Here is a 25,907-nt window from a genome sequence, read left to right on the forward strand (position 1 = left end):
CCAATTTAAGAATTATGAATAATATAGATCATCAATTTTAAGTTTTAAATATCTCCAAGTTGCAAACCATGTACTAACCGTTGTAATCAAAATTCCAATAAGCAAAATAAATAAAGACAAGATAATATGGTTAGAATAATCTACAATTGGCGGAAGAATATTATAACGGATAAGCATATAATTTACGGCGAATAAAAGAACTAAGGCTATTGCAGATCCTATGGCTCCTAAAATTACCGATTGAATTAAAAAAGGTTTCATAATGAATAAACGCTTTGCACCCACTAATTGCATGGTTTTGATTATAAATCTTTTAGCGTAAATTTTCAATCGAATGGAATTATTAATTAATGAAATGGCAATTAATAAGATAATACCGGCAAGTATGGAAATACCTAACGTAATTTTTCGAACTCCTTTATTCATCTGAGTTAATAAATTACTGTCGGATTTAACCTCATCAACTAAAACATTTTTTTGAATTTGCTTTTTTATAGTTTCAATATGTACAGAATCAGTATATTCCGGTTTTAAAGCGATAGTAATGGAAGCCGGAAATATATCTTCTTCGAAAAGAGATTGAGAGTCAACTCCTAAATCTTTTTTTGCGGTGTAAGTTGCTTGTTCTTTAGATATATACTTAGCCTTTTTTACGTAAGGATTTACTTGTATACTGTCAAGATAATTTAGTTGGGCTTTTTCATTTTTTATTAGATTATTTTTGTTTCTGTCGTTTTTAAAGAAAACTTCAATCACCATTTGTTCTTTCAAATAATCAATATAAGAATTGGCATTAATTACAATCATGCCAATGATTCCAATTAAAAATAAGACTAAAGAAATACTGATGACTACAGTAATGTTAGAAGAACGCAATCTTCCCTTATTTAGCTTGTCTGTTTTATTGGCCATATTTTTATAAAATATTCGCTAAAATATAAAAACTTCATTTATTTTAGTGTAATTTTGGATATAAATTATTGTTAAAATAAAGATACAATTGAAAGTTAAACCTAAAAAGCATTTAGGGCAACATTTTCTAAATGATCAGAACATCGCCTCAAAAATAGTAGATTCATTAAGCTATCATCCGTATGACTTAGTGTTGGAAGTTGGTCCGGGTATGGGAGTTCTGACTCAGTTTTTACTTCAAAAACAGGTGAAAGTATATGTTGCTGAAATTGATAAGGAATCTGTAGATTATTTAAAAATAAATTATCCTCAACTGGAAAACAATATCGTAGGTGATTTTCTAAAGTTAGAATTTGAGGAATTATTTTCAGATAATTTTGCTGTAATTGGTAATTTTCCCTACAACATTTCTTCACAAATTGTTTTTAAGATTTTAGAAAATAAACATAAAATACCTGAAATGGTTGGAATGTTTCAAAAAGAAGTAGCAGAAAGAATTGCCGCTCAAAAAGGAAATAAAATTTATGGTATATTGTCCGTTTTAACCCAAGCATATTATAACGTAGACTACCTATTTACTGTTCATGAAAATGTATTTACACCACCTCCCAAAGTTAAATCGGCAGTTATACGCTTAAAACGATATAGAGATAAAATAGAGGGAATAGATGATGAATTCTTTTTTAAAATAGTAAAGGCAGGATTTAATCAAAGACGAAAAACACTGAAAAATGCATTAAAAGTTTTAAACATTCCTCAACATCTTGAATCCCATGAATTTTTAAATCTACGCGCCGAACAATTATCTGTAGAAGATTTCATGCATTTAGCTCGATTATGGAGTTCAAATTAAAACTTCATATTTTAAAATTAAAATTCATAACTAATGAAAAAAAATATAAAATTTATCGCACTCAATATAATTGTAATGATGTTGATGGCATCTTGTGAGTTTAAGAATAATAAGGATACTAGCAAGGAAGAAATACTCCCCAACGTAAAAGTTGTGAATGAAGTAGATCCTGTATGTAGTATGTCTACCCATGAAAATTTAAAAGATACCTTAAATTATCAAGGTAAATTATATGGTTTTTGCAGTTCACATTGTAAGGAAGAATTCAAAAAAAATCCGGAAAAATATTTATCTAAAAATGAGTAAATTATTTTGACATTCGAAAAATAATAATGTTAGTAACATATAATTGGAAACTTTATTAATCTAAATAAAGTTTCATAACTGAATGGGTTTAATTCTTTTAAAAGCTCTTAATTTTAGCTCATTGTAAATATAAATTAAATAATAAGTAAACTCCTCCTTCTTTTTAGCGCTTAGCTCATTTAATTTAATGAATTAAAACCATGCGTACTTAAGGTAAATTTTAAATTAATTGAACCTCAATAATTAAAATCTAGTTACAACTAAATATTGATGTTAAAAATTCTATTTTTTGAAGTTTGACCTCAAAAAATAAGATTTTAATTAATAATTCTAAATTTTCGGCATAATTTTTTAATAAAAAATAATAATTTGTTTAACAATAATGAATATGTGTTGTTTTTTATAATAAGTGAAAGCAACTATAATAATTATGCTAAAAAAACATAATTATATAACTATCTTAATTAAATTATTGTTATATAATGATAAAATAAATCATGACTTATAGTAAAACTTTTTATTAAATGATTTTAAAAGTTAAGAATTATTATAAATTTGCACCCTTTAATTTGTTTTTTCGATGAATGATTTTATTGCTGCTCGATCGCAGATGGCAGTTTCATTAGGATTCCATATCATATTTTCATGTATAGGTATGGTTATGCCTTTCTTTATGGCAATTTCACATTATAAATATTTAAAGACCGGAGATGAAGTATACAAAGGTCTAACAAAGGCTTGGAGTAAAGGAATCGCAATATTATTTGCAACCGGAGCGGTTTCAGGTACCATGCTTTCATTTGAATTAGGATTGCTTTGGCCTGAATTCATGAAACATGCAGGTCCAATTTTTGGAATGCCTTTTTCTTTAGAAGGTACTGCCTTTTTCGTAGAAGCTATAGCTATAGGATTCTTTCTTTACGGTTGGAATAAATTCAACCCTTGGTTTCACTGGTTAACAGGATTATTAGTTGGAATTAGCGGATTGTCATCAGGTATACTGGTTTTAGCAGCTAATGCATGGATGAATAGTCCTGCAGGGTTCGACTATGTTAACGGAAACTATATAAACATAGACCCTGTAAAGGCAATGTTTAATGACGCTTGGTTTTCACAGGCATTACATATGATAATAGCTGCATTTGTGGCTACCGGATTTGCCGTAGCCGGTATGCATGCATTCATGATCTTAAAGAAAAAGAATATCGAATTTCATAGTAAAGCATTTAAAATTGCTGCCACTTGTGCATGTATTGCAGCTTTGATTCAACCTTTAAGTGGAGATATCTCTGCGAAAGATGTAAGTAGAAGACAGCCGGAAAAGTTGGCAGCCATGGAAGCGCACTTCCATACAGAAGCCCCGGCCTCATTTATTTTAGGAGGTATTGTTAATGAGAAGGAAGAAAGAGTTGATTACGCTATAAAAATACCCGGTTTATTAAGTTTTTTAGCTTATGGAAATGTAAAAGATCCGGTTAAAGGAATCACTGATTTTCCCAAAGACGATAGACCGCCCATGGCAATTACGCATTATTCCTTTCAAATCATGATTATATTAGGTGTGGCATTAATGATATTGGCGGTTATATATTTATTGGCACGATTCAAAACTAAAAAGTGGCTTACAAAAAAATGGATTTATAAATTATTTGTAATAGCTACCCCCTTGGGATATATAGCGCTGGAGGCAGGATGGACCGTAACTGAAGTTGGACGTCAACCGTGGATTATTTATAAAGTAATGAGGACAGCTGATGCCGTAACACCTATGCCCGGAATAGCATATTCATTCTATTTATTCACAGCTATTTTTATTTCATTATCAGCCATTGTAATTTTCCTTTTATATAGGCAAATGAAAATGGTTCCTATATTATATGACGCAACGGATAAGAATTATAAACCTAATAAGAAGTAGAGTATGTTTTATTTATATGTAGTAATCTTTTTCCTCTGGACAGCGATCGCTTTGTATTTACTATTAGGAGGTGCAGATTTTGGAGTTGGAATTTTAGAATTATTCAGCAAACACAAAAATGAAAAAAGGATTGAAAAAATCATGTATGAAGAAATGGGTCCCGTATGGGAAGCTAACCATATGTGGTTGATCATTGTAATTGTAATTCTTTTTGTAGGGTTTCCTGATATTTATTCGGTACTATCAACCTATTTACATATACCTTTACTATTAATGCTTATAGGTATAATTGCTAGGGGAACTGCCTTTTCTTTTCGAAATTACGATGCGGTTAAAGATCATTGGCAATTTGTTTATAATAAAATATTTAGATATTCCAGTGTAATCACACCTTTTTTCTTAGGTATAATAGCAGCAGCAACGGTTTCCGGAACTATTGATGTAGAACCTACCGATTTTATGAATGCTTATATTTGGAGTTGGCTTACTCCGTTTGGATGTGCGCTAGGTGTTTTTACTTGCAGTATTTGTGGATATTTGGCTGTTTCCTATTCATTGTCTCAAGTTAAAAATTTTGATGATCGTGAATATTTATCTAAAAAACTTACTATATTTTTATTTGTAGTGATAGTTACCGGAGGTTTGGTATTTGTATGTGCTTATTTTTCACATGTTCCTTTAATTCGATGGATATTTGGAGAAACAGTCGGATGGATTGCGGTAATTTTAGCAACCGTATCTGTTTTTGTAACTTTATATGCATTGAAAGAAAAGAAATATTCTTGGATAAGAGTATTAGCAGGGTTTCAGGTATTGACTATATTGTTTGCGGTAACCTACCAACATTATCCTAATTTAGTTATATTAAAACAGGGGAGTCTATCTTTGATTGAAGACCAATATATACATAAAACTATTGCAATGCTAGCATGGGCACTAATGTTAGGAAGTATTTTTATACTTCCGGGAGTATTCCATTTGATTTATTCATTTCAAAAAAGAAGATAGAGAAAAGCTTTATTAAGTTATAAAATTCCATACTATTAAGGATTTAACTAATTTTGTTAAATCCTTTTTTAATTTTCATCTGAATGAGTTCAAGCTATACGATATACAATGCATCTGCAGGTGCAGGGAAAACGTTTACTTTAGTGAAAAATTTCCTTTGTATCCTATTGCAAAATGATTCCGTAGAGTCTGTGCGTTCCATAGTAGCAGTAACTTTTACCAATAAAGCAGCTAATGAAATGAAAACGCGCATACTTTCATGGTTAAAAGATTTTTCAGATGAAAAAAATTATCAAACGAATATAGTTTTACAGCAGATATCTCAAGAACTGAATATAGATATATCTCTTTTACATCAGCGATCGAAAAAGGCCTTATCCTACATATTACACCATTATTCTTTATTTTCCATCAGCACCATTGACAAATTTAATTTACGATTGATGAAGGCATTTACCAAAGAATTGGGGTTGTCGTATTCGTTTGCGGTGGAACTGGATTCTTCGGAATATCTCAAACAGTCAATTGATGAATTAGTAGATGAATTAGGAACAGATAATCCTTTTGCTGAGGTCATTTTAAATTATATATTTTGGAAATTCGAGAACGAATCATCTACAGATATTAGAAAGGAATTATTGACTTCCTCACAAAATTTTTTAAAAGAAAAGAATCTGGAACAGATTAATTCTTTGACTTCTAAAGAGATTGAAGATTTTAGAAAATTGAATCAGTTGATAAGTAGGCGAGTACAGGAAAATTATACCTTAATACAAAAAACAGCCGATGAAATTATAGCGTTATTTGAATCCAACGGTTTAGAAGTAGGAGATTTTTATCAAGGAGCGAGAGGTATGGCCGGATTTTTTTATAAAATGCAGGATTCGAGCAAAATACTTAGTATAAACTTATCTTCTTCGTATTATAAAGCTTTTTGTGAAAAAGAAAAATATGCAAAATCAAAATCGATTCATGAAGAAGATATAAAGGGTATTGCACCGCAAATTATTGAGGCATTTTATAAAATAAAACAAGCAATCATTAGAATTAAAGTAGATGAATCTGTTCGTAAAAATCTAATTACGATTGAATTACAATCTGAAATTAATCGATTTTTACACAGACGAAAAACAGAAAATGATGTAGTATTTCTATCAGATGTAAATCCTATTATAGGAACTCATTTAAAAGAGGAACCGGTAGCCTTTATATATGAAAAATTAGGGGGGAGATATAATCACTACTTTATAGATGAATTTCAAGACACCTCACAACTTCAATGGAATAATATAATTCCTTTGTTAGATAATGCAAAAGTCTCAGATGGAAATACAATTACTTTGGTTGGTGATCCCAAGCAAGCCATTTACAGATTTCGTTCGGGAAATCCTGAAATATTAATTGATCTTATAGCTAATGCAGAAGACAAGGGTATTCATGTAAAAACTTTGCAGAATAATTTCAGAAGTTTGCCCAATATTGTTGATTTTAATAATACCTATTATCAATTTTTATCTACTTATTTAGTAAATAATCCCGAATATTCTTCATTGTTTGGAGTCCATGCACAGCAAATCTCCCACTTACCCAAAGGGGGAAGGGTACAGGTATCATTTATATCTCCAAAAGAAGAAAATCTCTTAGAAGAAAGAATTGTTGAAATAATTGAAGAGTCATTACAGAATGGTTTTGATTTTAAAGATATAACTATTTTAGTCAGAAATAAAAAGCATAGTGTTTCCATTGTAGATAAAATTGCAGAAAAAAGTTATCCTATTTTAACAGAAGAAGCGTTATTAGTTGTATCGTCCCCTGAAATCCAAGCTCTTATTTATGCTTTACAATGGATTTCCAATCCTGAAGACAAAGAAAATTTGGTGAGAATGCTTCATCTTCTTTTTACCATAGGTAGAGCGGAATTTGAAGATTTTACAGAAGAAATTCGTAAAATAAAAGATTTGGATTTTGACGATATTATTAATTGGTTTAAAGAAAAATTGAATATTTCTTTGCCTTATCAACAAATATATAATTTGAGCTTTTATGATTATGTAGAAGAATTTACTAATTCTTTAGGGTTTGGAGAGAAAGAAGATTTATATATTTCTGCCTTATTGGATATGATAGTTCAGTTGGAAAAGAACGGAGTTATAAGTTTACAAGAATTTTTAGAATATTGGGAATTAAAAAGCCCGGGATTATCCATACGATTTCCCGATAATCGAAATGCCATCCAGATCATGACTATACATAAATCTAAAGGATTGGAATTTCCAATTGTAATATATCCTATGATCGATAGCAATTCTAGAAAAGAGGAATATTGGTTTCCACTTGATAAAGACTTATATAATGGGTTTGATAAGTTTTACACATCTTCAAAATCAGGCTTAGATGATACCGCTGATAGTATAAAGGAGGTGGTAACTATCCGAGAATTTGAAAATAAGATAGATGAATTATGTATACAATATGTTGCAACCACACGGGCGTCACAACAATTATTTTTATTGGAAGAAAGAAAAGATAAATTAAGTTCGTTGGGTGAATTTTTAATTCAGCAAGGGAAATCTTCAGAAGGAATAGTTGAACTTTATCCTGCTCCCGATTTTAAGAAAAATAATGAAAAAAGCGCAAAAAATATTGTTCAAGAAGAAAAAATACAATGGACTTCTGAAAGATGGAATTCTAAAATAAAAGTAAGTTCCGAGGCTCATAAATTTTATAGTGAGGAGAACGAAGACATTCAATACGGTAATAGTATACATGCTATTTTAGCAGAAATTAATACGCCGAAAGATCTGCCATTGGTAATTAAAAAATTAACTTTGACGGGATTGATTCCAATCGGTCAGGAAGCAGAAATTGAAAATATAATACAAAAAGTTATATCCAATCCTCAAATAAAAGATTATTTTTCAAAAGGGATCACTGTATATCAAGAACGGGAAATAATATATGAAGGAAAAATTTACCGCCCCGATCGAATCATAGAAAAGCAAGATTCATTAACACTTATTGATTTCAAAACGGGTGAAAAATTAACCGGTCATAAAAAACAAATTTCGTTATATGAAAAAGCCTTAGTTGGAATGAATAAAAAAGTTGCAAGTAAATTATTGGTTTATATTTCTTCAGATGATGTGGAAGTGATATATGTTTGATCTTTAACAAAAGTTTATTTCATATTACATTAATTGAAATAATTTTTTTAAAAACTAATTCAACTTTTTTATGAAATCAACTATGAAATACTTATTAAGTAACTATCACATATTTCATCGAATGCCGTAGTAAGAATATTACAATAATAATTTGTCAAAGCACTCAGATAAATTAAATTGTCATTGGGTAGACCGTATAAAGTAGAATACATATAGAAAGGATTTATAGAGTCAGTAAAATAAAAAAGTTTTTTTATATTTTTAACATGATTTTTATTAGTATTGAACAAATATTTATTAGTATATATTAGTTTTTTTATGTTATATTATTATATTGGGTAGAAATTTAAAATTTATATTTTTATGGAGAATATAAAATCTGATCTAAACATTAAATGCCCTAATTGTGGGAGTAGTAATATTTACGTTCATACTAAAAAACAATTTGGATGGGGAAGAGGTTGTCTTCTAGCTATTATCTTTTGGCCATTAATATTTTTAGGTTTTACTAAAAATGGAAAAGTAGAAAAAGTTTGTTTAAATTGTAATAAAAAATTCTGAGACTTATTTTGTAGATATTTGATTAATAAAGGGTACAGTGGTCATGTTCAAAAAGAATCTTCTAGCTTTAATGGTTAAATCAAGGGGGGATTTTGTAATAATATTACGATCTCATCGATTACTTATTTTAACTTATTTATTAATCTTTATGTTTAACTTATAACAAAAAATATTAACTATTATATCCAGCTTTGAATATGCTTGTAAAAACTATTAAAATTAAATATCGTAATGGCTCTAGATTTTTAAATAAGATAACTTGAAAAGGTAGATATATAAAGCAAAAAGCTACATTATAAATGTAGCTCATAAGTAATTATATAATCATTTTTAGTGTTAGTTAATGCAATAAATTTGAGAATAATATTTTATTTTTATTACTTTCAATAATAAATTTCATAAAATTAAGATTTAAGAGGATATATATTTAAAAGGGTAAATCTTGATTTATTTAGCAATTATGTAATTAATAATTATTTCATCTGTATTATTAAGAATAATTTTTGAAGGATAATCAGGATGTAACTCTTTATTATATTCATAATTATAAACAGTTCCCTTATTATCACCGGTAATATTATTAACTAGATTGTAAGTGAATGGAAAATTTCCTTCAAATGCTGCAAATAACCAATGAGGAGTTTTTACATTGTTCATCAAGCCTTTTAAGATATCATAAGTATAAATAGTAGTGTCAAATTGAATTAAATTTCCGTATTTATCGTATTTGAAAAGATGGGTTTGTACATCTTTTGGATCTTCTATTTTTAATAGTTTATCGCCTGAAACAGTTAACGTTCTTGTATAAGGTTCAATTTCAGGATATCCGGGAGGAGGATTTGTTTTAAAACTTCTATGCTCTAGTATAATACCGGGTTTGGTATATTCATAAGAATAAAAATAAGTCCCTTGGGCGTTTTCGGTAGTAACGGTATAAACTTTTCCATTACTTTCATTATAAGAGATCATATGGATATTAGTTATCGAATCTGAGATAGACGATTTAATATTTATTAATCTATTCAAATTATCGTATTGCATCGAAGTAGTTACAGTTACTTTATTCCCCGTATTTTTATCTATTTCAGTTTTTATATATTCTGAAGGTAATAATCCTTTATGATTATCAAATTCATGATTAGGATAGGGTTCAAAATTTTCATCTCCACAGGAGAAAAAAATGAAGAAACTAAAAAAACTAAATATTAATAGGTTCGTATACCTCATACAGGATTTTTTTTCAAATATAATATATTTGTATTTCATATAAATATAATTTTAATTAATAAACTAAAAAATATAGTGTGGCTTATCATAATGAATTTGGAAAAGAAGCGGAAATGAAAGCATTTCATTATCTTTTAGATATAGGATATGAAATATTAGATAGAAATTGGAAATATGATAAGGCGGAAATTGATATTATTGCTAAAAATGGTTCCGAGTTGGTAATAGTAGAAGTTAAGGCTAGAAACTATACAACTATCATCGATCCCATAGAGGCGGTAACCAGATCAAAAAGAAAATTATTGATTAAAGCAGCAAATGAATATGTGCTTTGTAAAGAAATGGATGTCAATGTAAGGTTCGATATTATTTCCATCATAAAAAAAGATTACATATGGAAAATTGAACATATAAAAGACGCTTTTTCTATGATATTATAAATAGAACTCTGATGTTAATTTTTTATATTCTTCAGACCAAATACGACTTTTTTCTTCGATAACAAAGTTTTCAATTATAGGATTTTTATCTTCTCTGCTAAGTTCAAGGAAAATTCTTTTAATTTTTCCATTTCTTATTCCTGATATATATATAATGCGATTGGGAAATAAATTATATCTATTTGATAGTTCAAGTATTTCTTGCTCATTTTCTATGGGAAAAATGTATCCGATTTTTCCATTTTGAGATAGTAATGATGCTGATTTTTTAATAAGAAGATGATAATTCAGTTTTATTTGATGCCTGGCGACAGGATGTTTGCGATGTAATATTTCGGAAATTTTAAAATAAGGAGGATTACAAATAATATATTCAAATAATATATCACTAAAGAAAAGGTCTAAATCGCAATGGATACTTGTGATCTTTTGAGAAAAAGGAGAATTTTTAAAATTTTCCAAGGCCAAAGAATACGCATTGATTTCAGAATCAATGGCTGTAATATAAGAAGTGGGATTTCTTTGCGCGCACATTAACGAAAGAATCCCTGTACCGGTACCGATATCAAGAATACGGGAGGCATTATGTATATCAGCAAAACAACCCAATAATACACTATCCGTGCCTACTTTAAATACGGAATTATTTTGAAGTATATTAAATTTTTTAAACTTAAAAATATTATTCACCTTTAGGAATTTCAAATTTGAAAATTGTTCCTTTCCCTTCTTCAGACATAAAGGTTATAGACCCATTATATTCTTCGATAAGCTTTTTTATGATAGCTAAACCTAAACCACTTCCACTGGTTTTAGTTGAAAATTGAGGAGTAAAAATTTTGCTTTTTATTTCTTCCGGAATTCCATTTCCGTTATCAATAACAGAAAAATAAACCATTCGTATGTCTTGTCTGATTTTTACAATAATATGGGGAGTTCTTCCTTCCGGTATCGATTGAAAAGCGTTTTTTATTAAATTGGTTAATATGCGGTTCAATAAATTAGGATCGATATTTAAAATGACCAATTCATCAATTGTATCCAGTGAAATTTGTTGAGATGGAAATATTTCTAACGAAATTTTAGCAACTTCAATTACGTTTAATTTTTCATCCTTTTTTACAGGCATTTTTGCAAAGTCTGAAAATGCACCGGCAATCGAGGCAATAGTATCTATTTGTTGTATTAATGAACGGGTTAATGAATCTAACTTTTCATGAATTTGTGGATCTTCAGGATTAAATCTTAATTGAAAACTTTGAATTTCGAGCCGCATAGGGGTAAGCGGATTTTTGATTTCGTGAGCCACCTGTCTCGCCATTTCCTGCCAAGCATTATCTTTTTCCTTTTTAACCAGTGCATCAGTTTGCTCTCTAAATTTATTCAGCATAATATTGTAAGCTTTAACCAATGGACTCACTTCATCAATATAATTATATAAAAGGGGTCTATTATGAGTAAGTGCGCCGGTATCCCTAAGCCGATAAGCAATATCTTTAATTTTTCTGGTTAAAGTAAGTGAAAAGAACCAAGAAAAAATGCCACTTACAATTAATACGATAAGCATGATAACAAGATATCTATATAATAAGGAATAAAAATCTTTTTTTAGAAATGCTTCATCGTGTAAAAATGGAAAATTTATAATTGTAATAGGTTGATAATCATTGTTGTAAATATATCTGTATACGGACGTAAAACTTTCTTCTGAATTGGGAAGCTTGTTTATAACCTCTATACGGTCGTTATTTACATTCAGGTTTTTTAAGATTTCTTTAGGGACAAATTCAGTCTTTGGATTAGGTAATTTATTTCCTAAAATATATTTTCCATCCAGGGAATAAAAATTTATATCGATATTATTTATATCTGAAATTTCATAAATTTTATTGCCAATTTTATTTTTAACCTCCTCCGGTTTTGTATTTCGATTAGAAATGAGATAATCGAAAGTTTCTATAATTAATTGTTCCTTTCTTTCTAGCCTTTTATTGTTATATTCCTCCGCAATTCTTATATATTGATAAAAAGTTATCAATCCCATGGCAAATATAGTGCTGACCACAACGAGGATCATCACTAAAAAAATTCGCAAGGATAATGGGAATCTTTTGTACATTTAAAATAAAAAATAGGGTTAATTTCATCTATTCTTCAGGCAAAGCTTTCCAGTTTTTTATTATTTTAGCTATAAAGAATAAAATGATAATTACAAATATAAGATTAATCCAGAAAAAGGCGGTTGAATGATTATAAAAGTAAAGGTATATAGTACTAATATAATGGTTCAAATATTTACTATATACGGATTCACTTATTGACGTCATAAAAGTTGTATAATAAAGTATAGGCATATAGGGTAAAATCCATAAAATCAAATTTATCAGTATAGTTGATTTATTCTTTGCGCTTTTTTTATAAAGTTTAAATATGACGTATATGCACATATATAAAAATATAAATGTCCAATAAATATCTATTAAATAAATGATATTAGACTCCTCAACGTTAAAGGGAAATAGAAGGAATATAACAGAAATAATTCCGTTAATAAAAATAAGTAATCCAAATGTTATAAATGCGATTAGCCAGGCTTTTCCACTTGTTGTACGAAAGGATACTATTGCAATAGATAAACTTAAAGCAATATATAAAATGATTAAAATAAATTCATTGTAAAAATTCCCATTATTATATGCATCATACATTTTTTGATAAGCAAAATCGAGTTTTTTAAATTCTACGTAATTTTTTATGTTATCATCATTTTGAATTTTCGAATTGCTAATATAATTTGATTGAGTCACAATATATTTGGGAGGATTATAAACTAATTTCATCCAGCTATCTACAGTAAGATTGGTAGAAAGATTATGTTTTTTTTGAAGATATAAATATTCCCGAATTAAATTTCGTATGCTATCTTTTTGTTCGTTAATTAACCAATCTTTAACTTTTTCAATTTCCTTATTATATGGATAAAAATTCAGAAGAGATAAATGCATGGAAGTTGAATCAGGATCTTTTTCTAAAGAATCAATAGTATTCTCGATAGGACTGAATTGATAATAATTATACGAATCAGGTATTAATATTTGAATTTGATCCACTATTTTTTTAGCTTCATAAATTTCCTGTTTTGAAGCATAAGTTCTCACTTTATATTTGATACCCTGGGAGTAACTGAAAGGATATGATAGATTGCCTGCGAGTAAGATAAAAGTTAGCAACCATTCCAAATATAAAGCATTGGATTTTTTAGGGTAAAAGGATTTAAAGCCGTTGTTCTTTATATAAAATAATAGCCATATAATGAGAATTAATAAACTAGCTAAAATTGAAATAAGATAGATGACAGTGGTACTATTTAAATCATAATCCGTTTCATAAAAATTAATAGCTCCGGAAAAATAACCCGCAATAAAGAAAAAAATATTAATAAATAGAACTGTTATACCCATCGGAACAAATTTTGTGTTCCATAAAATAGGGTAATTTTCTAGCAAACGTTTTTGTGTTTTTGTAAACATGATCACGGATTTTTAAAAGAATTAAATAAAAAATCTACGAGTTGAATCAGATATATTTCTAAAATACTTAATAGGCATCTGATCCTCAATACAAAGAGTTAAAAAATTATTCACCGACGTAGTATCAGGAAAATGCGCAATATAAGAACCTCCATTATATTGTAATTTTAGTAAAGAGATTTTAGATAAAGAAGCATAAAGTTTTTCCTGAGGCCATTCCGATTCAAACTCAATAATCAATTCAGGCAATTCCTTTTTATCAGAACTCTTACTTATTATATTTTTTTGTTCCCCATGTTTTAAGAATAGCACTTGATCGGAATTTTTTTCCACTTCATACAATTGTTGGGAGCTGACAACGATACCCAAAGGTCTGAATGGAGATTTTGCTATTGCTTTAAAATCTTCCAATACCGTTTGTTGAGAAAGAATATCTAAATTAGCTAAAGGCTCATCAATCAGTAAAAGTTTAGGTTTTCTAAGTAACATTCGGGCTAATTCAAACCTCATTTTATATCCTGAAGAAAGATTAGCCCAATTCATTTTTCGATAATTTCGCAATCCCATTCTGGAGGTAATCAAATCAACCATTAATTCGTTTTCTTCTCCCTTAATATTATAAGAAGATGCAGTAAATTGAAGATTATCTAATATAGAACCGTACCATATATTCGGCCTTTGAGGAATATAAATCAACTTAGTTCTTAATTCATATCGATCTTTAAAATCCAGTGTATAAGATATACTTCCCTCAGTCGCTTCCAATTCTCCACATAAAAGTCTAAGCAAAGAAGTTTTACCGTTTCCATTTTCTCCCACTAAACCAATAATTTCTCCTTCGGAAATTTTTAAGCTTATAGGGCCTAAAGAAAAAGCAGATTTACTGTATGATTTTTTAACTTTTTCGGCTTCAAGAAGTCTTTTCGGTTCATGAATTTCTTTTTTAGAAAGAAATTGATAAAGTTCATTTAAGATGACAGAATATTTTTCCTTTTTTCCTTTTTCATTGGATTCATTATAATCAACCCATTGAAGTAAATCACTCGTTTTCTTATAAAAAGAAACTTCTTCCGTATCTAGCGTTAAATCAATAATTCTTTTTAAAACTAAAGAGTAATCATCAAACTGTAAAAATTGTACAATATCTTGGAATTGCTTTTCGAATAAATTCATTTAAATATTGGTATTAAAATAATACTAGTTCTCTATTGATAAAAATTTTTAGATAATTGTAAATTTAAAATATAATTAAGCACAAAATAAATAAAAACCGTCTAAATAAAAATTTTAGATAAAATACTAGCAAAAATCAATCCTAAGAATCTATAATTCAATCTTAATTTTAATAGATGCACCAACAAACAGAATATTTAAATGTTTTTTAAAAGTCATAGTATCAACAGGTAAAGCAATCTTAAAAAGATATAAATATAATTCCGGTATATTTAATTGGATAAAAAAAGGGCAAGAAAATTAATTCCAGCCCTCTCAAAAAATATTTAAGTATAATAATTTTATATAGCCGTTAAATATTCAGTATTACAATATCCTTCGGTTCCATCTTCAGATCGTATTAAATACCAATCATCGTTATATTTGCTCAGAAAAGTTACCGTAGATTGATGTGCGGCTTTTCCTAAAATAGGTTGATCCGTACCCGGTCCTTTTCTAATGTTTAAATTAGAACTTTGAGTGGTTACTTTATATTTAGAAGAAGGAGCATTGGGTGATACATTAATATTTAAAATTAAATCAGCGGATCTAAAATCAGGATCAATTTTATTATATGTGGCCCACAACTGATCTTTAGACTCTCCATTCGGAACCTCTCCATCAATATAAAGAACATTATTTTGTTCTTTAACAGAAAGATTTGTTGTTCCCAGACTTTTCGCCTTATTTATTAAATCTGCGTATTTATCTTGTAAAGCCATACTTCTATTTTAGTAATAATTTTTGTTCAATTTTTTTTGGTTGCAGCGTATTAATTGCTTGCATAAGTCGAGGCAATTCGCTCCTATTTAATTCACCATTAAGAGTTACCACACCATCATTTATATCCGCTGTAACACCGGTATACCCTTTTAAAATATCATTTACTTTAGATTTTAATACGGAATCCACAGAAACCACTACATCACCTGATTCTGATTTAACCGTTGCATTATCTTCAACAGATTTTATACCCGGTATTGCTTTAACAGCATTTTCAGTTGATTGTTTAGCGTCATTATCGTTATACTCTCCGGTAAGTGTAGCCACCCCTTTTTTAACATCAATAGTAACTCCTTCAGGAATAACGGATTTTGCCTTGGTAACTAAATCTGAATCTTTAGGCTCATTTTTACATGATGTCAAAGAAAAGCTCAGCGTACCCATTAATGCAAAAGCCCATAAAATTTTTTTTAATTGTTTCATAATTTGGTTTTTTAGGTCTATTTAAAATTAACATTGTTTAATACCCATCCAAAACAAAAATTATTCCATATATATACATTTACACTTGTGTTGAAAAAAGGATCGAAGGATAAAAGTTAATTTGAATAGGTTCAATTTTTTTCATAAATCAATAATTGTATGATTTAATAAAATATTTATAGTAATTTACTTAGCAAGAAATAATAAAAATTATAATGTCTGATTTCCGATTGAAAATATTTTATGCTGTAGCTAAAAATTTAAGTTTTACCAAAGCTGCCGAGGAATTATATATTTCACAACCTGCTGTGACTAAAAATATAAAGGAGTTGGAATCCGAATATGATTTAACCCTTTTTCTTCGAAAAGGAAATAAAATAGAGCTTACCGATGCCGGTAAAATATTATTGATCCATTCAGAAAAAATCATGAATATCTATAAACAAATACAATATGATTTTGATTTACTGAAAGAAAATTTTTCAGGAACTTTTCAACTAGGAGCAAGCACTACTTTAGGCCAATATTTACTTCCTGCTTTAATGTCTCAATTTCATTCCAAGCATCCGAAAATTAAAATGTCTCTTATAACCGCAAATACAGAAGAAATTGAAAAATATCTGATTGAGAAAAAAATTGAGTTAGGAATGGTTGAAGGCAAACCCAAAAATAAGCAACTTAAATACCTTCCTTTTTTAAAAGATGAAATTGTTGCCATTGCACACACCTCACAGGAAATTTCAAAAAAAGAAATTTTGACTTTAGATGAATTGAAAAAAGTACCTCTAGTTTTGAGAGAATTAGGCTCAGGAAGTTTGGATATTATACGAGATGCTTTCCAAGCTGTCAATATACAGCTTAAAGATCTGAACATTGCTATGCATTTAGGAAGTACAGAAGGCATCAAGTCCTACCTTACCCATACCAACAGTATAGGTTTTATATCCATTGCAGCAGTAACTAAAGATATAAAAAAAGGAGAATTTCAAGTAATTGATATAGAAGGAATAGATATAAAACGCTGGTTTTATTTTGTTTATAAGCAAGGAGTTCCCGAAGGAAATTCAGATCTTTTTATAAAATTTGCTACTTCACATTATAACCCATCCTTATAAGGAATAACATTTTTTCATTGGCAGATTTGTATTCATTAAAGGATATTTGTCTTATGAATCAAGCAACAACCAAGAAAAAATTAGTCTCCAATGATCGGGTAAAAAAAATAATTTTTATTCTTTTAGGTTTACTTTGCCTGGTTGTATCTATAGACACCCCTCTAGCGTTATTGTTGGGAATGTTATTTTCCTTTAGTTTCGGTAATCCTTATCCCGCCTTTACTAAAAAAATAACGCGCTATCTTCTTCAACTTTCTGTTATAGGATTGGGATTTGGGATGAATTTAAATACAGCAATTCAAGTTGGTAAAGAAGGATTGTTATTAACGGTTGGATCAATTTTTCTGACCTTATTCTTGGGAATATTGATAGGAAAATTTTTTAAAATTGACAGGAAAATAACTTTGTTGATATCATCAGGAACTGCTATATGTGGTGGAAGTGCTATAGCTGCCATTGCCCCGCTTATCCATGCAGATGAAGAAGAAACCAGCCTGTCTTTAGCGACTATTTTTATTTTAAATTCCATTGCTTTATTTATATTTCCGGCAATAGGACATCTAATACATTTTTCACAAGAACAATTCGGATATTGGTCTGCATTGGCTATACATGATACAAGTTCTGTTGTTGGTGCTGCACAGCACTATGGTTCAAGAGCCTTAGAAATTGCGACGACGGTTAAGCTGGAAAGAGCCTTATGGATCATTCCCTTATCTTTTCTGATTATATTGACTTTTAAAGAAGATAAGGAAAATATACATAAGAAAATAAAACTACCTTACTTTATATTTTTATTTATTGCGGCCATGATAAGTAATACCTATTTACCCCAATACTTTCCTGTATTTAAGATTATTGACCATGGGTTGGTTATGGCAGCTAAACGAGAACTAACCGTAACCTTATTTTTAATAGGAGCAGGATTAAGTTTGCAAACCTTAAAAAAAATCGGTATAAAACCTTTACTTTTGGGCGTTATCTTATGGACAAGTGTATCTTTTTTAACTTTGATTTTACTCGTATATAGGATGAATTAATCCATCCAATAATCATCCATTTTCTTTTTAATTTCCTCTAAACACAAATTGTTTATGCTTCCTTCATGCGTATGAGTAGTTTTTTTAGGAGATTGAAACGTTCCCTGTTCCACCTTTTGACCGATTATTTTATAAGCGTCACGAAACGGAATTCCCTCAGCTACCAATTCATTGAGAGCATCTACGGTAAATAAATAATCGTATTTAGGATCATCGAGGATATTTTTATTAACTTGTATATCTTGAAGAGAATAATGAGCCATTTCTAAACATGCCTTACAATTTTGTATTCCCGGAATAATTCCTTCTTTTAATAACTGTAAATCTCTATGATATCCACTAGGAAGATTATTGGTTATCAAAGTCAACTCATAAGGCAAAGCTTGTATTTTATTGCATTTTCCTCGTATCAATTCAAAAACATCGGGATTTTTTTTATGAGGCATAATGCTGGAACCCGTTGTCAAATGAATGGGAAGTGAAAGAAAGTTAAAATTTTGACTTAAATATAAAGTTACATCCATTGCTAACTTGGATAAAGTACCGGCCAAGCTGCTAAGAGCATATGCCGTGCTTTTTTCCGATTTACCTCGACTCATTTGTGCGGCAACGGAATTAAATTTTAATGTTTTAAAATCCAATTCTCGAGTAGTAAACGTTCGATCTATAGGAAAAGAACTACCATATCCCGCTGCTGATCCTAAAGGATTTTGATCGACTATTTTTAAAGCTGCATTAAGTAAAATTACATCATCAATCAAACTTTCAGCATATGCAGAAAACCACATTCCGAAGGAAGAGGGCATAGCTATTTGAAAATGCGTATATCCGGGCAATAAAATGTTTTTATTTTTTTCTGCAAGAATCAGTAGAAGATCAAAAAGTTTACGACTTTGATCTTTAATCACTTTTAATTCATCTTTCAGATATAAGTTCATATCAACTAAAACCTGATCATTGCGGGAACGAGCCGTATGAATCTTTTTACCGGCATCGCCCACTTTTTCAGTTAGTAAAAATTCTATTTTAGAATGTACATCTTCAAAATTTTCTTCAATTTTAAACGTATGATTTTCTATATCTGTGAGAATTTCATTTAATGCTTGAAGTAAATCTTTTTTTTCATTTTCCGTAATAAGCCCTACTTGATACAACATCTTAGTTTGAGCTAATGAACCTAACACGTCATATTTAGCTAAAACAATATCTAATTCCCGATCATTACCTACGGTAAATAAATCAATTCTCTGATCAGTCGGTATACCTTTTTCCCAAAGCTTCATTTTTTAAAATTTAATAGTTTCAATTATCTTTTATAAGATCGTTTGATTTAATAATTCTATATACAGAGGAATTGCTTCTACAATTTCCTCCCTAAAAATATATTCATCGGCAGTGTGAGATCGTAAAGAATTTCCCGGCCCCATTTTTAAAGAAGGACATTGTAAGACGGCTTGATCTGAAAGAGTAGGAGACCCATAAGTTTCTCTCCCCAGAGCAATTCCGGATATAACTAACGGATGAGTTTTGGGAATGGAAGAAGATTTAAGTTTCAATGATCGGGGAGTAATTATCACCCTTTCAGATGATAAATTTTTCTTTACTATTGATAGTATTTCTTCGTTTGTATAACAATCATTCACACGGATATCTACCACCAAGCGACATTCTTCAGGTACAAGATTGTGTTGTTTACCTGCTTCAATTTGAGAAACTGTCATTTTCATAGGTCCTAAAACTTCTGATATTTTTTCAAATGAGAAATTTTTAAACCATTCAATTACCTCAAAAGCATTATAAATGGAATTATCAGGATTATTATGAGCTGCATGACTGGCAGTTCCTTTTACGAGAACGTCTAAAACAAGCAAGCCTTTTTCAGCAATGGCAAGTTGCATTTGAGTAGGTTCTCCTATAATAGCACATTCCAATGGTGGCAAGTGAGCCAACACACTGTTTAGACCTTTTTTTCCACTGTTTTCTTCTTCAGCGGAAGCCACCATAATTAAATTATATTTCATATTCTTATGTAAATAAAAATAAGTAAATGTGGCTAGAAGAGACACCAAACATCCTCCGGCATCATTGGAACCTAAACCGAATATTTTACCCTCTTTTTCAATGGCATCAAAAGGATTATGAGTATAGTCTTTGTTAGGAAAAACAGTATCTTGATGAGAATTCAGCAATAAATAAGGTTTGTTTTCATCCACATATTTATTATATGCCCATATATTATTATTCTCTCTTTCATAAGGAATTGAATGATGTCTGAACCAAGCTTCAATCAATAAAGCGGTATGATGTTCTTCTCCGGAAAAAGAGGGAGTTGCAATTAATTTTTTTAACAAGTCAATTGCTTCATAAGTTAGTTGTTCAATGGTTTTCATAAGACTTAATTATAAGGTAATACAAGTATGAGAATGATTAAAGTTGTTAATTATTTCAGGGTTAGAAATAATAATATTTTTAACTCCCTGTTTCAGCGCTTCAAAACAATTATCAAGTTTTGGGATCATACCCGAGTGAATAATATTATCCTTTTTTAATTGTTGATAGGAACTGTAATTTATCGTTTCAATAATACTATTTTCGTCTTCAATATCTTGTAAAACACCCTTTTTTTCAAAACAATACAATAAAGTGGTTTCATAAAAAGAGGATAGGCCCACAGCCAAAAATTGAGCAATGGAATCAGCATTCGTGTTAAGCAGCTGTCCTTTTTTATCGTGGGTAATTGCACAGAATACAGGAATCGTATCGGTATCGAGTAAACATTTAATCCATTCAGAGTTAATTTCAATGATATCCCCAACATATCCATAATCATAGGTGCTATTTTCTCTCCTTTTCGAAACAATAGAATTTCCATCAGCACCGGTTAGCCCGATAGCAGAGGTTTGTAAACTTTGAAGTTGAGCTACAATTTTTTTATTGCAAAGTCCTGCATACGTCATTATTGCCACATCTAGCATTTCTTCGTTAGTTACTCTTCGTCCTTCAATCATGATCGATTCAACCCCCAATTTACCCGCTAATCTTGTAGCTGCTTTTCCCCCTCCATGGACTAAAATTTTCGGAGTTTCCAACTTAGAAAAATCTTGTAAAAATTGAGTAAGGACTTTTTGATTATCAATTACATTTCCTCCTATTTTTATAACGGTTAATTTTTTCTTTTCCATATTCAACTTATTGGGTTGTTTGTTAGTAATTAGTTAAATACCTGTTTTTTTACCAAAAATCAAATAATTAATATTTATGTGAGCCCTTCCAGAATTCGAGTAAGAATGGTTTGAGCAGAATACGTTCGATTATTTGCTTCAGGTATAACTATCGAGGCATCGCTGTCCAATATGTCATCAGTTACAATCATATTTCTTCGTACCGGTAAACAATGCATGAATTTAGCGTGATTTGTCAATTCCATTTGTCTTTTTCCGATGGTCCAATGAGGGTCCTCATTTAATATTTTACCATAATCGTTGTAATTACTCCAATTTTTAGCATATATAAAATCAGCATTTATAAATGCTTTTTCTTGATTATATTCAATGGGAACACCTTTAGTAATTTCAGGGTTCAACTCGTATCCTTCCGGATGAGTAATAACAAAATCCACCTCCATTTTTTTCATCATTTTCACGAATGAATTGGAAACAGATTGAGGAAGGGCTTTTGGGTGTGGAGCCCAACTCAATACCACTTTAGGACGTTCCGTTTTTTTGTATTCTTCAATGGTCAACGCATCAGCCAAAGCTTGTAGAGGATGTTCTGTAGCCCCTTCTAAACTGATGATCGGAACGGTGGCGTATTTAACGAAAGAAGAAATGACTGTTTCCGCTTCGTCTTTTTCCTTATCTTTTAAAGTAGGAAAGCTTCGAATGGCTATTATATCACAATAAACTGATATAACTTTAGCAGCTTCTTTTATATGCTCGGAAGCAGAACCATCCATTACCGTTCCATCTTCAAATTCTAATGTCCAGCCTTCTGTGTTTAAATTCATAACCATACAATCCATACCCAGATTGCGAGCTGCTTTTTGTGTGCTTAATCGCGTTCTTAAGCTCGGATTAAAAAATAAAAGCCCTAAAATTTTATTTTTTCCCAAAACTTGGTTGGCTAAAGGAGCAGCTTTAATCTTCTTAGCCAAATTTAACATCTCGTTTAGGTCTGTAATATCATCGACAGAAGTATACTTTTTCATTATTTCTTATTTTATAAGGTTGTTAAAGACAAGACTGTAAACTGTCATAAAGCATATCAATTTCATTTTTGGAAATAGTTAACGGCGGAAGCACACGCAGTAGATTTTTATTATTGGAATTACCCGTAAAAATCTTTTTTTCATAGATTAATTTTTTACGGAGATCTGCGACTTCGAAATCAAATTCTAATCCCAGCATTAATCCTTTACCCTTAATTTTCTTAATTTGCGATAGAGAAGAAAATTTTTTAATGAAATATTCATATTGTTTTTGAACATTGTTTAAAATTTCTTCATCCTCCATTACTTCTAAAACTGCTAATGCTGCGGCACAAGCGAGATGGTTTCCGCCAAAAGTAGTTCCTAATAATCCAAAAGAAGAAGTAAATTCAGGAGAAATTAAGATCCCCCCGATAGGAAATCCGTTTCCCATCCCTTTCGCTACCGATATAATATCTGCTTTGATTCCGTGATGTTGATGGGCAAAAAATTTACCGGATCGTCCATATCCACATTGAATTTCATCCAGAATTAGAACTACCTTATTATTTTTACAAACCTTTTCCAATTCCCGAAAAAATTCAGTACTTCCTTCATCCAATCCACCCACTCCTTGAATAGCTTCGATAATTACGGAAGATACCTCCCCTTTAGCAATCTCTTTTTTAACACTTTTAATGTCGTTTAATTCGCAAAATACCACTTCCTGTTGCGCGTTGATAGGAGCAATAATTTTTGGATTATCGGTCACGGCAACCGCTGCGGAAGTACGCCCGTGGAAACTGTTTTTAAAGGCTAAAACTTTTGATTTTCCGGTATGAAAGGAGGCTAATTTTAAAGCATTTTCATTAGCTTCAGCTCCTGAATTGCAGAGGAATAACGAATAGTCGGGATATCCGCAAATTTGAGGTAATAAATTACCCAGTTTTTCCTGAACAGGATTGATAATTGAATTGGAATAAAATCCGATGGAATTGATTTGTTCAGTTACATGTTTGATATACGTCGGATGCGAATGACCGATGGAAATAACCCCATGCCCACCATAAAAGTCAAGGTAGGCATCTCCTTTTTCATCCCATACGGTACAACCTGATGCTTTAACAGGGGTTACAGAGTAAATAGGATATACATTGAATAGACTCATATTAGTATCCTTTATAAATTTTTATTATTGTTTTTTTGTGGTATTCATGTGATACTTTACTATTTATTTCTTAGTCAGCTGATTGATTTTAGTATAGGAAGCTAAAAGCCCTTTAATAATGGCAGAGTTAACTCCTTGATGATCCATTTCATTAATTCCGGCTATGGTGCACCCGCCCGGAGTTGTGACCTTATCAATTTCTTGCTCGGGATGACTTTTTTTAGACTCAATTAATTGTGCCGCTCCCATACAAGTTTGAGTAATCATGGATAGGGCTTCTTGCGGCTCCAGTCCCATCTCTATAGCTCCCAACATATGTGCACGAATGATCCTCAGCCAAAAAGCTATACCGCTGGAACAAATAATTGTTGCCGCTTGCATTTGCTCTTCAGGAATTTCTACAGCATGTCCCAATTGATTAAAGATTTCCAACGCGATATTGATTCGATCCTTTCCTTTTTTATTGGAACAAAGACAGGTCATGGATTTTTTCACCGATATAGCAGTATTAGGCATGGCCTTAATAATTGGAAAATGATTGCCTATGATTTCTTCTAGTTTACTTAAATCAAATCCGGCAACTACTGATAGTAAAGTATGATGTTCCGTAAATAAATGCCGGCATTCTTGTAAAACATTGGTTAAAACATTAGGCTGTACCGCAAACAATATAATCTCTGAATTTTTAATTGCCTCTTTATTGTCTGAGGTAAGAACTATATTTTGTTTATTTTCCAGTTCATGTAAGGTTTTAATATTTCGCTTAGTAATGTATAATGATTCAGCAAAATTGCTGTTAATAATTCCTTTTGCGATTGCCAGTCCTAAATTTCCGGCTCCAATAATTGCTATTTTCATATTATAATTTTGTACTAATTAAATAATTTTATTATTCATTAAAATCAGTAATTTATCCTTTTTTTAGTTAACATCTCTAAAAGAATCATAAGAACTTTCTAAATAAACTAAGGAAACTGATATTGTATTTTGAGTTTTTCTGGTTAATCATTTTAAGAGGAAATAGTGAATTCATAACTCTAATTTTATCAAAATGCCACCGGTTTTAAATGTAAACCTTCCGATTCCTCAAATCCGAAAATAAGGTTCATGTTTTGTACGGCTTGACCCGAAGCACCTTTACTTAAATTATCAATCACCGAAGTAATTAATAAGGTGTCTTTATGTTTTTGTATTTCTAATATACATTTATTTGTGTTGACTACTTGCTTTACAGATAAAGGAGTGTTCGAAACAAAGGTAAATGGATGATCCTGATAGTATTCACGATATAAAGAAAAAGCATCCTCCTTTGTAATTTCACATTTTAAATATATGCCGGCAAGAATCCCTCGAGTAAAATTTCCCCGCATAGGTAAAAAATAGAGTTGATGTCGGTTGGTTCCTAACTGATCAATACTTTGTGAAATTTCTGCCTCATGCTGATGACTAAATTCTTTATAAAAGGAAACATTATTATTTCTCCAACTGAAATGAGCAGTTGCTGAAAGTGATTGCCCTGCACCGGTAGAGCCGGTTACTGCGTGGATATGAATATCTTGGGACAATAAACTTTTCTTTGCTAAGGGTAGTAAAGCTAATTGTATGGCGGTGGCGAAACATCCGGGATTGGCAATATTTTTTGCCTTTTTTATTTCTTCTTTTTGTAATTCGGGAAGACCGTAAATATATGTTCTGTCTTGAAATACATGATGAGGTTTAACCCTGAAATCATTACTTAAATCTATAATTTTTGTGTTTTTAGAATACACATTTTCTGTCAAAAAATCCCTGGATTTACCATGTCCCAAACACAAAAAAACAACATCTGCCTCTTTATCAATGCGTTCAGAAAAAATTAAATCGGTTTCACCTATAAGGTCTTCATGAACCGTTGTGACAGGATTTCCTGCATTGGAAGTGCTGTAAACGGATGTGAGTTCTATTTTTGGATGATTAATGAGGATTCGCAGCAATTCGCCCGCAGTATATCCTGCCCCTCCCACAATACTGGCTTTTATTTTGTTCATTGGTTTTTTAAACTAAACTATACTTTCAATTTTT

Annotated in this window: 23 protein-coding genes; 8 read left to right on the plus strand and 15 right to left on the minus strand. The window is 30.4% G+C overall.

Going from position 1 to position 25,907, the window contains the following annotated elements; translation table 11 throughout:
* Positions 1-12 precede the first annotated feature (12 nt).
* Positions 13-912 (minus strand): ABC transporter permease, encoded by a 900-nt coding sequence (locus GFV00_RS06995; protein ID WP_105297125.1) that lies wholly within the window; start codon positions 910-912, stop codon positions 13-15.
* A gap of 88 nt (positions 913-1,000) precedes the next feature.
* On the opposite strand from GFV00_RS06995, the gene rsmA reads away from it, so the two are divergent.
* From rsmA to GFV00_RS07020, 5 genes are all read left to right on the plus strand, one after another.
* Complete coding sequence (gene rsmA, locus GFV00_RS07000) at positions 1,001-1,765, plus strand: 16S rRNA (adenine(1518)-N(6)/adenine(1519)-N(6))-dimethyltransferase RsmA (protein WP_160557514.1); 765 nt, start codon at positions 1,001-1,003, stop codon at positions 1,763-1,765.
* A gap of 84 nt (positions 1,766-1,849) precedes the next feature.
* A complete protein-coding gene (locus tag GFV00_RS07005; RefSeq protein ID WP_255449742.1) occupies positions 1,850-2,071 on the plus strand; it encodes a YHS domain-containing protein in 222 nt (73 codons plus the stop codon).
* A gap of 580 nt (positions 2,072-2,651) precedes the next feature.
* A complete protein-coding gene (locus tag GFV00_RS07010) occupies positions 2,652-3,989 on the plus strand; it encodes a cytochrome ubiquinol oxidase subunit I (protein ID WP_160557512.1) in 1,338 nt (445 codons plus the stop codon).
* Positions 3,990-3,992: 3 nt separating this feature from the next.
* Positions 3,993-4,997, plus strand: coding sequence for a cytochrome d ubiquinol oxidase subunit II (locus GFV00_RS07015; protein ID WP_160557511.1), 1,005 nt, complete (start codon positions 3,993-3,995; stop codon positions 4,995-4,997).
* 83 nt (positions 4,998-5,080) lie between these two features.
* A complete protein-coding gene (locus GFV00_RS07020) occupies positions 5,081-8,161 on the plus strand; it encodes an exodeoxyribonuclease V subunit beta (protein WP_160557510.1) in 3,081 nt (1,026 codons plus the stop codon).
* Between the two features lie 1,008 nt (positions 8,162-9,169).
* On the opposite strand, the gene GFV00_RS07025 is transcribed toward GFV00_RS07020, so the two are convergent.
* Positions 9,170-9,988 (minus strand): hypothetical protein, encoded by an 819-nt coding sequence (locus GFV00_RS07025; RefSeq protein ID WP_160557509.1) that lies wholly within the window; start codon positions 9,986-9,988, stop codon positions 9,170-9,172.
* Between the two features lie 38 nt (positions 9,989-10,026).
* On the opposite strand from GFV00_RS07025, the gene GFV00_RS07030 reads away from it, so the two are divergent.
* Positions 10,027-10,389, plus strand: a complete 363-nt coding sequence (locus GFV00_RS07030) for a YraN family protein (RefSeq protein ID WP_160557508.1) — start codon at positions 10,027-10,029, stop codon at positions 10,387-10,389.
* Here the strand turns inward: GFV00_RS07030 and GFV00_RS07035 are convergent.
* The 6 genes from GFV00_RS07035 to GFV00_RS07060 form a co-directional block, all read right to left on the minus strand.
* A complete protein-coding gene (locus tag GFV00_RS07035; protein WP_160557507.1) occupies positions 10,384-11,079 on the minus strand; it encodes a methyltransferase in 696 nt (231 codons plus the stop codon). The genes GFV00_RS07030 and GFV00_RS07035 overlap by 6 nt on opposite strands.
* Positions 11,072-12,466, minus strand: coding sequence for a HAMP domain-containing sensor histidine kinase (locus GFV00_RS07040; protein WP_160557506.1), 1,395 nt, complete (start codon positions 12,464-12,466; stop codon positions 11,072-11,074). Before GFV00_RS07040 ends, GFV00_RS07035 begins: the two co-directional genes overlap by 8 nt.
* Positions 12,467-12,536: 70 nt before the next feature.
* Complete coding sequence (locus GFV00_RS07045) at positions 12,537-13,919, minus strand: hypothetical protein (RefSeq protein WP_160557505.1); 1,383 nt, start codon at positions 13,917-13,919, stop codon at positions 12,537-12,539.
* 21 nt (positions 13,920-13,940) lie between these two features.
* Positions 13,941-15,092 carry an ATP-binding cassette domain-containing protein gene (locus GFV00_RS07050; protein ID WP_160557504.1) on the minus strand — a complete coding sequence of 384 codons (1,152 nt, stop codon included), beginning with the start codon at positions 15,090-15,092 and terminating at the stop codon, positions 13,941-13,943.
* A 341-nt stretch (positions 15,093-15,433) separates the two neighbouring features.
* On the minus strand, positions 15,434-15,853 hold the full coding sequence (locus GFV00_RS07055) for an SH3 domain-containing protein (RefSeq protein ID WP_160557503.1): 420 nt from the start codon (positions 15,851-15,853) through the stop codon (positions 15,434-15,436).
* A 4-nt stretch (positions 15,854-15,857) separates the two neighbouring features.
* The gene (locus GFV00_RS07060) at positions 15,858-16,337 is read right to left on the minus strand and encodes a BON domain-containing protein (protein WP_105297142.1); all 480 of its coding nucleotides are present in this window, start codon (positions 16,335-16,337) and stop codon (positions 15,858-15,860) included.
* 215 nt (positions 16,338-16,552) lie between these two features.
* On the opposite strand from GFV00_RS07060, the gene GFV00_RS07065 reads away from it, so the two are divergent.
* Together GFV00_RS07065 and GFV00_RS07070 are read left to right on the plus strand one after the other, a co-directional pair.
* A complete protein-coding gene (locus GFV00_RS07065) occupies positions 16,553-17,452 on the plus strand; it encodes a LysR family transcriptional regulator (protein ID WP_160557502.1) in 900 nt (299 codons plus the stop codon).
* A gap of 53 nt (positions 17,453-17,505) precedes the next feature.
* Positions 17,506-18,492: a YeiH family protein gene (locus GFV00_RS07070; RefSeq protein ID WP_160557501.1), complete on the plus strand. Its 987-nt coding sequence runs from the start codon at positions 17,506-17,508 to the stop codon at positions 18,490-18,492.
* Here GFV00_RS07070 and argH read toward each other — a convergent pair.
* The 7 genes from argH to argC form a co-directional block, all read right to left on the minus strand.
* Positions 18,489-19,775 (minus strand): argininosuccinate lyase, encoded by a 1,287-nt coding sequence (gene argH, locus GFV00_RS07075; RefSeq protein ID WP_160557500.1) that lies wholly within the window; start codon positions 19,773-19,775, stop codon positions 18,489-18,491. The two genes, GFV00_RS07070 and argH, sit on opposite strands and share 4 nt — an antisense overlap.
* Positions 19,776-19,805: 30 nt before the next feature.
* Positions 19,806-20,882 (minus strand): M20 family metallo-hydrolase, encoded by a 1,077-nt coding sequence (locus tag GFV00_RS07080; RefSeq protein WP_160542805.1) that lies wholly within the window; start codon positions 20,880-20,882, stop codon positions 19,806-19,808.
* 9 nt (positions 20,883-20,891) lie between these two features.
* Positions 20,892-21,674 (minus strand): acetylglutamate kinase, encoded by a 783-nt coding sequence (gene argB, locus GFV00_RS07085; protein WP_160557499.1) that lies wholly within the window; start codon positions 21,672-21,674, stop codon positions 20,892-20,894.
* A gap of 74 nt (positions 21,675-21,748) precedes the next feature.
* The gene (locus GFV00_RS07090; protein ID WP_160557498.1) at positions 21,749-22,699 is read right to left on the minus strand and encodes an N-acetylornithine carbamoyltransferase; all 951 of its coding nucleotides are present in this window, start codon (positions 22,697-22,699) and stop codon (positions 21,749-21,751) included.
* A 22-nt stretch (positions 22,700-22,721) separates the two neighbouring features.
* Positions 22,722-23,846, minus strand: a complete 1,125-nt coding sequence (locus GFV00_RS07095; RefSeq protein ID WP_160557497.1) for an aspartate aminotransferase family protein — start codon at positions 23,844-23,846, stop codon at positions 22,722-22,724.
* Between the two features lie 63 nt (positions 23,847-23,909).
* Complete coding sequence (gene proC, locus GFV00_RS07100; protein WP_160557496.1) at positions 23,910-24,704, minus strand: pyrroline-5-carboxylate reductase; 795 nt, start codon at positions 24,702-24,704, stop codon at positions 23,910-23,912.
* Between the two features lie 188 nt (positions 24,705-24,892).
* Positions 24,893-25,873 (minus strand): N-acetyl-gamma-glutamyl-phosphate reductase, encoded by a 981-nt coding sequence (gene argC / locus GFV00_RS07105; protein WP_160557495.1) that lies wholly within the window; start codon positions 25,871-25,873, stop codon positions 24,893-24,895.
* Positions 25,874-25,907 lie beyond the last annotated feature (34 nt).

Source organism: Apibacter sp. B3935, assembly GCF_009827705.1.
Classification (GTDB): domain Bacteria; phylum Bacteroidota; class Bacteroidia; order Flavobacteriales; family Weeksellaceae; genus Apibacter.